General features: G+C 45.0%; 5 protein-coding genes. 2 read left to right on the top strand and 3 right to left on the bottom strand.

Annotated elements, in window-relative coordinates; genetic code table 11:
* Nucleotides 1–1,694: ATP-binding protein (locus VK541_RS10790; RefSeq protein WP_324369892.1), on the top strand; the 1,694-nt coding region annotated here is incomplete at its 5' end.
* A gap of 2 nt (nt 1,695–1,696) precedes the next feature.
* Here VK541_RS10790 and VK541_RS10785 read toward each other — a convergent pair.
* Genes VK541_RS10785 through modA form a run of 3 tightly spaced genes read right to left on the bottom strand, consistent with a single transcriptional unit; the run spans nt 1,697 to nt 3,740 of the window.
* On the bottom strand, nt 1,697–2,314 hold the full coding sequence (locus VK541_RS10785; protein WP_324369890.1) for an ABC transporter ATP-binding protein: 618 nt from the start codon (nt 2,312–2,314) through the stop codon (nt 1,697–1,699).
* A complete protein-coding gene (modB, locus tag VK541_RS10780) occupies nt 2,311–2,982 on the bottom strand; it encodes a molybdate ABC transporter permease subunit (RefSeq protein ID WP_324369888.1) in 672 nt (223 codons plus the stop codon). Before modB ends, VK541_RS10785 begins: the two co-directional genes overlap by 4 nt.
* An 11-nt stretch (nt 2,983–2,993) precedes the next feature.
* Entirely contained in the window at nt 2,994–3,740 is a 747-nt protein-coding gene (modA, locus tag VK541_RS10775) for a molybdate ABC transporter substrate-binding protein (protein WP_324369886.1), read from the bottom strand.
* A gap of 869 nt (nt 3,741–4,609) precedes the next feature.
* Between modA and VK541_RS10770 the strand changes: the two genes are divergently transcribed.
* The coding region (locus VK541_RS10770; protein WP_324369884.1) for a SusC/RagA family TonB-linked outer membrane protein at nt 4,610–7,242 on the top strand (2,633 nt) is incomplete at its 3' end.

Genomic DNA, 7,242 nt, shown 5'->3' with positions numbered 1-7,242 from the left:
GCGCCACTTTGTATTATTTCAGGCACCGGGGCATCAGGAAACTGAAAATGCAGTTTGCGGCAGAACAGGAAAAAAAAGAAATACAGCGGGTGATTGAGCAGGAAAAGGTAGAGTCCCAAAGGTACAGAGAACTGGACGCGATGAAGATCAAGTTCCTGACCAATGTGAGCCATGAGTTCAGAACACCGCTTTCCCTGATCCTTGCGCCTATTGACAAACTGCTCAAAGGGGCTTATGACCCTCAGCTCAAAGAGCAGGTCTCGCTGATCCAGAAAAATGCAAAAAGATTGCTCAACCTGGTCAACCAATTGCTGGATTTCAGAAAGATGGAGCTCAAAGAGATCAAACTTCAAAAACGGCCGGGTGACATCATTTCCTTTATCAGCGACATTACTTATTCATTTAAGGACATTGCCGAGCAGAAAAATATCCAGCTTAGCTTCAATGCAGCCTATGAAACGCTGAAAGTAAATTTTGACCACGATAAAATAGAGCGCATCCTGTTCAACCTGCTGTCCAACAGTTTTAAATTTACCCTGGACAATGGTAAAATAAATGTTTCGGTCGATTGTATCATGGAAGACCAGTACATGGTCGAGATCAGGGTGCGGGATACCGGGATTGGCATCGCCAAAGAAAAACAGGACAAGATCTTTGAGAGCTTTTTTCAGAATGACATTCCCGATTCGATCATCAACCAGGGCAGCGGTATCGGCCTGGCCATCACCAAGGAATTTGTGAAACTGCACGGGGGAGAGATCTTTTTGGAAAGTGACGAGGACGTGGGCAGCTGTTTTACCATCCTGCTGCCGTTTGAAGAGCTCCGGGACCAAAAGAACGGCTCAGATAATTTTGTCGACAACCTCATTGCCGAGGAAGATCCGGGCGGCTCGCAAACTGCACAGGTTACCATTTCTTCCAAAAAAGCCACCGTGATGCTGGTGGAAGATGATGCGGATCTGCGGTTTTACCTGAAGGACAATTTAAAAGAAGATTTTAACGTAATAGAGGCGGGAAATGGAAAGGAGGGCTGGCAAAAGGCGCTGTTCTACCACCCAAGCATCATTGTCAGTGACATCTCGATGCCGGAAATGACCGGTATTGAGCTCTGTAAAAAGATCAGGTCAGATTCCAGAACCACACAGATCCCGGTGATATTGCTGACCGCATTAACGGGGGCGGAGCAGGAACTTACCGGATTGGAGACCGGCGCTACAGACTACATGACCAAGCCTTTCAGCTTCGAGATCCTCAATTCCAGGATCAGGAACATCCTGGTCCAGCAGGAGTCTTTCAGAAAACTTTATCAAAAACAGGTAAAAGTGCAGCCTCTGACAGTGGAGATCGAAAGTCCTGATGAGCAATTTCTGCAGCAGGTGCTGCAGGAGATAGAAAGGAACATCGACAACAGTAATTTTTCAGTAGATATGCTCAGTAATCTATTGCTGGTGAGCAGGGTGACCCTGTACAAGAGGATAGTCGCACTTACCGGTAAGACACCGCTGGAATTTATCAAATCGTACCGGCTGAAAAGGGCCGCGCAGTTTTTGGAACATGGCAAGCTGACCGTCTCCCAGATCTGCTATAAAGTGGGGTTCAAGACCACGAAGAATTTTGTCAAATCATTTAAAGAGGAGTTTGATGTTTTGCCTTCTAAGTATGCGGAAGATAACAATCAGGGGATTCGGACCTAGTGTTAAAGCAACTCAAAGGAATGTTCAGCAAACCCAGCTGCTTCCAGCGGATGGTGAGTGACAATCAGGCAGGTAATTTTTAATTCCTCAAATAATTCTTTCAGTTCGCCCATGACACTCTTTTTAAGCACACTATCCAGGGCTGAGAAAGGTTCGTCCATCAGTAACAGTTTAGGTTTTGTGGCTAAGGCCCTCAAAATAGCCAGGCGCTGCTGCTGACCCCCTGAAAGATGCTTGGGTTTATGTGTTCTGAATGCGTCGAGCCTGCCTATTGCGATCAAACGATCAATAAATTGCGCATCGTCTGAACCATAATGCAGGTGCTCTGTAACCGTCATATTCGGAAACAAGGCATAATCCTGAAATACAAACCCCACATCCCGTTTCTGAGGCTCCAGATTGATGTTGGCACTGGTGTCCAGCCATATGTTTTCGTTTACCGTTATCTTTCCTTGTTCCGGCCTGATCAGGCCTGCAATAATTCTCAAAAGTGTTGTTTTACCCGCGCCGGAAGGACCAGTAATTTGAGTAATGCGCTGAACATGAAATGAAGCCCTGACCTCAATAAGATCTATGCCCGCATAGGTCTTAACTCTTTTTTTTATATTAATCTCTATCATTCGAGCGGGCTTTTTGCAGACTTTCTGTTAAAAACAAAAACAGTTAGCACGATGATAAATGTGATCGAGAACAAAATCAGCGAGTAGTAATTGGCATTGGCGTATTGCATACTCTCTACCGAGTCGTAAATGGCGATCGAGGCCACTTTGGTTACACCGGGAATATTTCCGCCAATCATCAGAACAACACCGAATTCGCCTAGAGTATGCGCAAATGTAAGCACGGCAGCTGTCAGCAACGAAGATTTGATATTGGGTAACAATATGTACCACAAGGTTTCAAATTTTGATTTCCCCATGGTATAAGAAGCCTCTTTGATCGAGCCCGGCAAATGTATAAATGCAGATTTGACCGGACTCACCATAAAGGGCAGACTGTAAATAACCGAAGCCAGGATCAGGCCTTCGAATGAAAATACAAGTTGAATGTCAAAGTGTTCCTGCAGCCATTTTCCCAAAGCATTTTTGGGGCTGAAAGCCAATAATAAATAAAATCCGAGTACTGAAGGGGGTAAGACCAACGGCATGGTGATGATGGCCTCAATGAACAGCTTGGGAATGGAATCCCGGCCGGATAACCACCAGGCTATGGGCAGGCCGATCACAAATAGTATCAGCGTTGTGATACATGCAAGTTTCAGGCTAAGGAATATAGGTGTTAAATCCATTCTTGATAAAACTACGGAATTCTATAGCCATTTTTCACAAACAGCTGCCTGGCCGCCGGAGATTGAAGGTAATTGAAAAACTTTAGCGCTTTATCGAGATTCCCTTTTTTAGCGTAAGCCAATATGAGCATTCCCTGCTGGATTTCCTCATAAGCTTTATGATCGATCTTTGCCCACTTTAGCTTTGCGGCATCAGGGCTTTCATATACAAGGGCTTCAGTAGTAAAACCTAAACTGACGACTCCGGCAGAGATGTAAGTGTTCACTTGCGAGATGCTTTCTCCGAATACGATTTTAGGGCTGATCTTGTCCCATAGCCCGTAACGACGCAGGGCCTGTTTGGCAGCTTTTCCATACGGGGCGAGTGCCGGATTGGCTATAGCGATCTTATTCGTCTTAATGCCGGTCAGCAGGCTTCTCCAGTTTTTTACATCAAAGTCAGAACTACTGCATACAATTAGACTTCCAAGGGCATATACTTTAGGCCGGTTAATTCCGAAACCTTCGTTATAAAGGGCCTCGGGAAAGTCCATGTCAGCGGAAAGAAAGACATCGTAGGGAGCCCCGTTCTTTATCTGAGCCGTCAGTTTTCCTGAGGAACCTGAAATCATTTCTGTTTCAATTCCTGTTTTCTTTTTAAAATCTGCCTGCAGGGCCTTCATGACAAATTGTGCATTTGCGGCAACGGCAACCCTTAAAGTTTGTGCCTGCGCCGTCAGTGACAACATCAGAAACAGAAGTGCAAAAAGCTTTTTCATCTTATTATCTGGCAAATTTAATCTTTATAGAAATAACCTGTCTTGCATTACGGGCCTTTTACAAAGTAATTTCTTCCCGCTTCAGGGAAACCTTCAGCAATCGCATATTTTTTTTGGATCTTCTCCTGCGGTGGGTTTGCTCTCTTCCTATGTCTAATCAGGTTTTGGCAAGGCTTTCTCAAGGTCTTGTAAAGGGTTCACCCAAACCAACCCCTGCTCAAACCATACCCAACACCTTGTCAAACCAATAGGCAATAATAGCCTGTCCTATACTTGTCCTCAACCTTGATTACTTTTAGCCGGTTGGCAAGGGAGATGTATGGGGAGTGAGGAACTCATGTGCCGGGATCATTTTTATCAGATACCCTTCTTTTTCAAATTTGTCCTTTTGATGGAGTGTTACGATAATTCCGGTGGTTAATTTGAAGAATTTCATTGCTTCTAAAAGGCCGTTGTATTCCCGGTCAAAGTTTCCATCCTCAACTAAATAACATACTTGTATAGCTTCTTGTGGTTTTCCTTTACTAAAAGCGATGAAATCGCATTCACCCTTCTCTTTAAAATAGTAAAGTTCTTTATAATGACGGCGTAAGTGAAGATAGATCAGGTTTTCTAGTTTGTGACCAATGTTTTCGCTAAATGCAGTGGATGTTTTCTTGTCTAAACATCTGTCAGTAAATTAATTATAAACAAATATAGATATCTTTCATTACTAATGAAAGATATCTATTGCTGCTAATGAATGAAAGAGACAAGGGTTAACATTTGAGTCCCCCTTTTTTAGCAATACGGCATTTGGTAGTCTCTAGTTTAGCATTCAGAAAGCCTTCCCAAGGGGCTCTTGACTAAACCAAATATGACGACCAACAATGAAAACGACAAGAACGAGTTGTAGTGAATGGATTTATATCCTGTTCATGATCCTTACGCTAAGTGCCATTTCAAATTCCGTGTATGCCCAGACCAATGCCGGCAGAATAGTTTCTGGTGTAGTATCTGACGAAAGCGGAACAACACTGCCCGGTGCGGCAATATTGGTGAAAGGAACCAAAACCACAGCTTTAACCAATGCTGAGGGAAAATATTCTATACTGGTTTCATCTAATGCAAGTGTGCTGGTGGTTTCCTATGTAGGAATGGAGACAAAGGAAGTTGCAGTTGGGACCAGCAGCGCAATAAATGTAACCCTTCAGACTTCTACCTCCACTTTAGCAGACGTAGTGGTGATCGGTTATGGTACATTACGCAAATCTGAGGTAACTTCATCCATATCATCTGTTTCACAAAAAGACATTAAGAATTTGCCGGTTGCGGGTATAGACCAGGCCCTGCAGGGTAAGGTAGCCGGGGTAACCATCAATAACAATGGGGGCCAGCCGGGAGGCGGTGTATCTGTGAGGATCAGGGGACTGACTTCAACGGGTGAAAACAATGAACCTTTATATGTCATAGACGGGGTACCAATGAATGCCAGGAGTACCACACTTGAACAGAATGTACTGGGCGGCGGATCAGGGCAGGTGGGTCAGAGTGTGCTGGCTACTTTAAACCCGGCCGACATTGAGACCATAGATATCCTGAAGGACGCATCGGCACAAGCCATTTATGGTGCGCGCGGTGCCAATGGTGTAGTATTGATCAATACCAAGCGCGGCAGGGCCAATCAGGGCAAGATCACTTATGATTCTTATGTTGGTCTTGCTGAAATTCCAAAAAAACTTTCTGTTATGAACCTGCGCCAAAATGCGGAATATATGAATTCACTGGTTCAGGAGATCCGTTCTGTACCGGGAAGCGGCCTGGACAGCATTGCTGAGTTTAAAAACCCTTCGCTGCTGGGCAATGGTACGGACTGGCAGGATGAGATCTACCGCAGGGGCTTTAGCCAGAGTCATCAGCTGGCCTTTTCGGGCGGAACAGAAAAAACACAGTTTTATTTTTCAGGAGGTTACCTCGATCAGAATGGAACACTGATCAAGACCGGTTTCAAAAGAGTCACATTGCGGGCCAATATAGACCATCAGGCGACCAAATGGCTGAAGACCGGCATCACTGCAAATTTATCACGTACAAACCAGCAGATCGGTTTGTCTGATGGATTTGATGCGGTCACGAGTACAGTGTTGTACAATAGCCCTGCAACGCCTGTAAGGGACGTTTATGGCAATTACATTTCGCGAAATGTGATTGGCGGCAGTACTTTCGGAAATCCAAACAACCCTGTAGCGCTGGCCAGTTTAAGGGATGTGACCAACCAGTCTTCCAAAGCTTTTGGAACTGTATATGCGGATCTCCAGATCATAGACGGGCTGACCATAAGATCAGAAGGGAACTTTGATTTCAACCTGAGTAAAGACCGTGCTTTCCAGCCATATGTGTATAACGAAATCAGTAAGGAGATTATTTTAAGCCCCGCCAGGTTAAGGGACCAGCGTGCAAACAGTTTGTACTGGGCACTCAAGAACTACGCAAATTATAATAAGAACTTTGGCAAACATAATATTGCTGCTACTGTGGGGCATGAAGCCCAGCAATCTAAATATGATGCGATTGCCGGCAAGAGGGATAATTTGAAACTCAATATTCCAAACCTGAATGCAGGTGATGCCGGTGATACGCAGGACATTACTGCCAATGCATCAACATGGAGTATGGAGTCTGTTTTTGCCAGGCTGAACTATACGTTTGACAGCCGTTACGCCATCAGCGGAACGCTGAGAAGGGATGGGTCTTCAAATTTTGGTGAAGGCCATAAATGGGGAACTTTTCCGGCGGTATCTGCTTCATGGACGGTAAGCAATGAAGCTTTTCTGAGGGAAAATAAATACATCGACTATCTGAAATTCAGGTTTGGATATGGAGAAGTGGGCGGTCAGGACGCGGGAGCGGGGAATTTATATTCCGCGAACATTACACTTTTCCCTACCGCACCTTTTGGTGCCGGGGGATTACCCGCCAATGTAGCCAATGCGCTGATCACCTGGCAATCTGTAAATACTTATAACGCCGGAATAGACCTGACTACCTGGAAGAAAAAGCTGGAATTTAGTCTGGATGTTTACAAAAAGGTCACATCAGACATGCTTTTGCCAACTCAGCTTGGTGCTTTTTCTGGTCTGGGTACTGCCTGGAACGACATTAAAACCCCGACCACCAATGATGGCCGGATGACCAATACGGGTTTTGATATCGGGCTGACCTCTTACAATATTCAAAATGACAAATTTACCTGGAAGACCAATATTGTGTTCAGCAGGTACAAGAATATCCTGAACCGGATGAATGAGCCGGATGCGACACTGCAAGGTACATTTGATGAGTATGGAACCAAATCCCTGGTTACTTTATCACAGCAGGGCCGTGCATTGGGTGCATTCTATGGTTATGTGACAGAGGGTTTGTTCAGGTCAGAAGCGGAGCTTAACAATGGGGTGGACTATGGCCTGGCGCGGGGACCTGGAAATTTATGGCTGGGTGACATCAGGTTTAAAGACCTCAATGG

The organism is Pedobacter sp., assembly GCF_035317785.1.
Taxonomy (GTDB): domain Bacteria; phylum Bacteroidota; class Bacteroidia; order Sphingobacteriales; family Sphingobacteriaceae; genus Pedobacter.
The sequence above is the reverse complement of the archived record's forward strand: the minus strand, read 5'-3'. Positions and strand labels throughout refer to the sequence as shown.

Bases quoted from the DNA above. Each gene is read 5' to 3' on its own strand.
- modB (WP_324369888.1), bottom strand. From the start codon at position 2,982: ATGGATTTAACACCTATATTCCTTAGCCTGAAACTTGCATGTATCACA.
- VK541_RS10785 (WP_324369890.1), bottom strand. From the start codon at position 2,314: ATGATAGAGATTAATATAAAAAAAAGAGTTAAGACCTATGCGGGCATA.
- modA (WP_324369886.1), bottom strand. From the start codon at position 3,740: ATGAAAAAGCTTTTTGCACTTCTGTTTCTGATGTTGTCACTGACGGCG.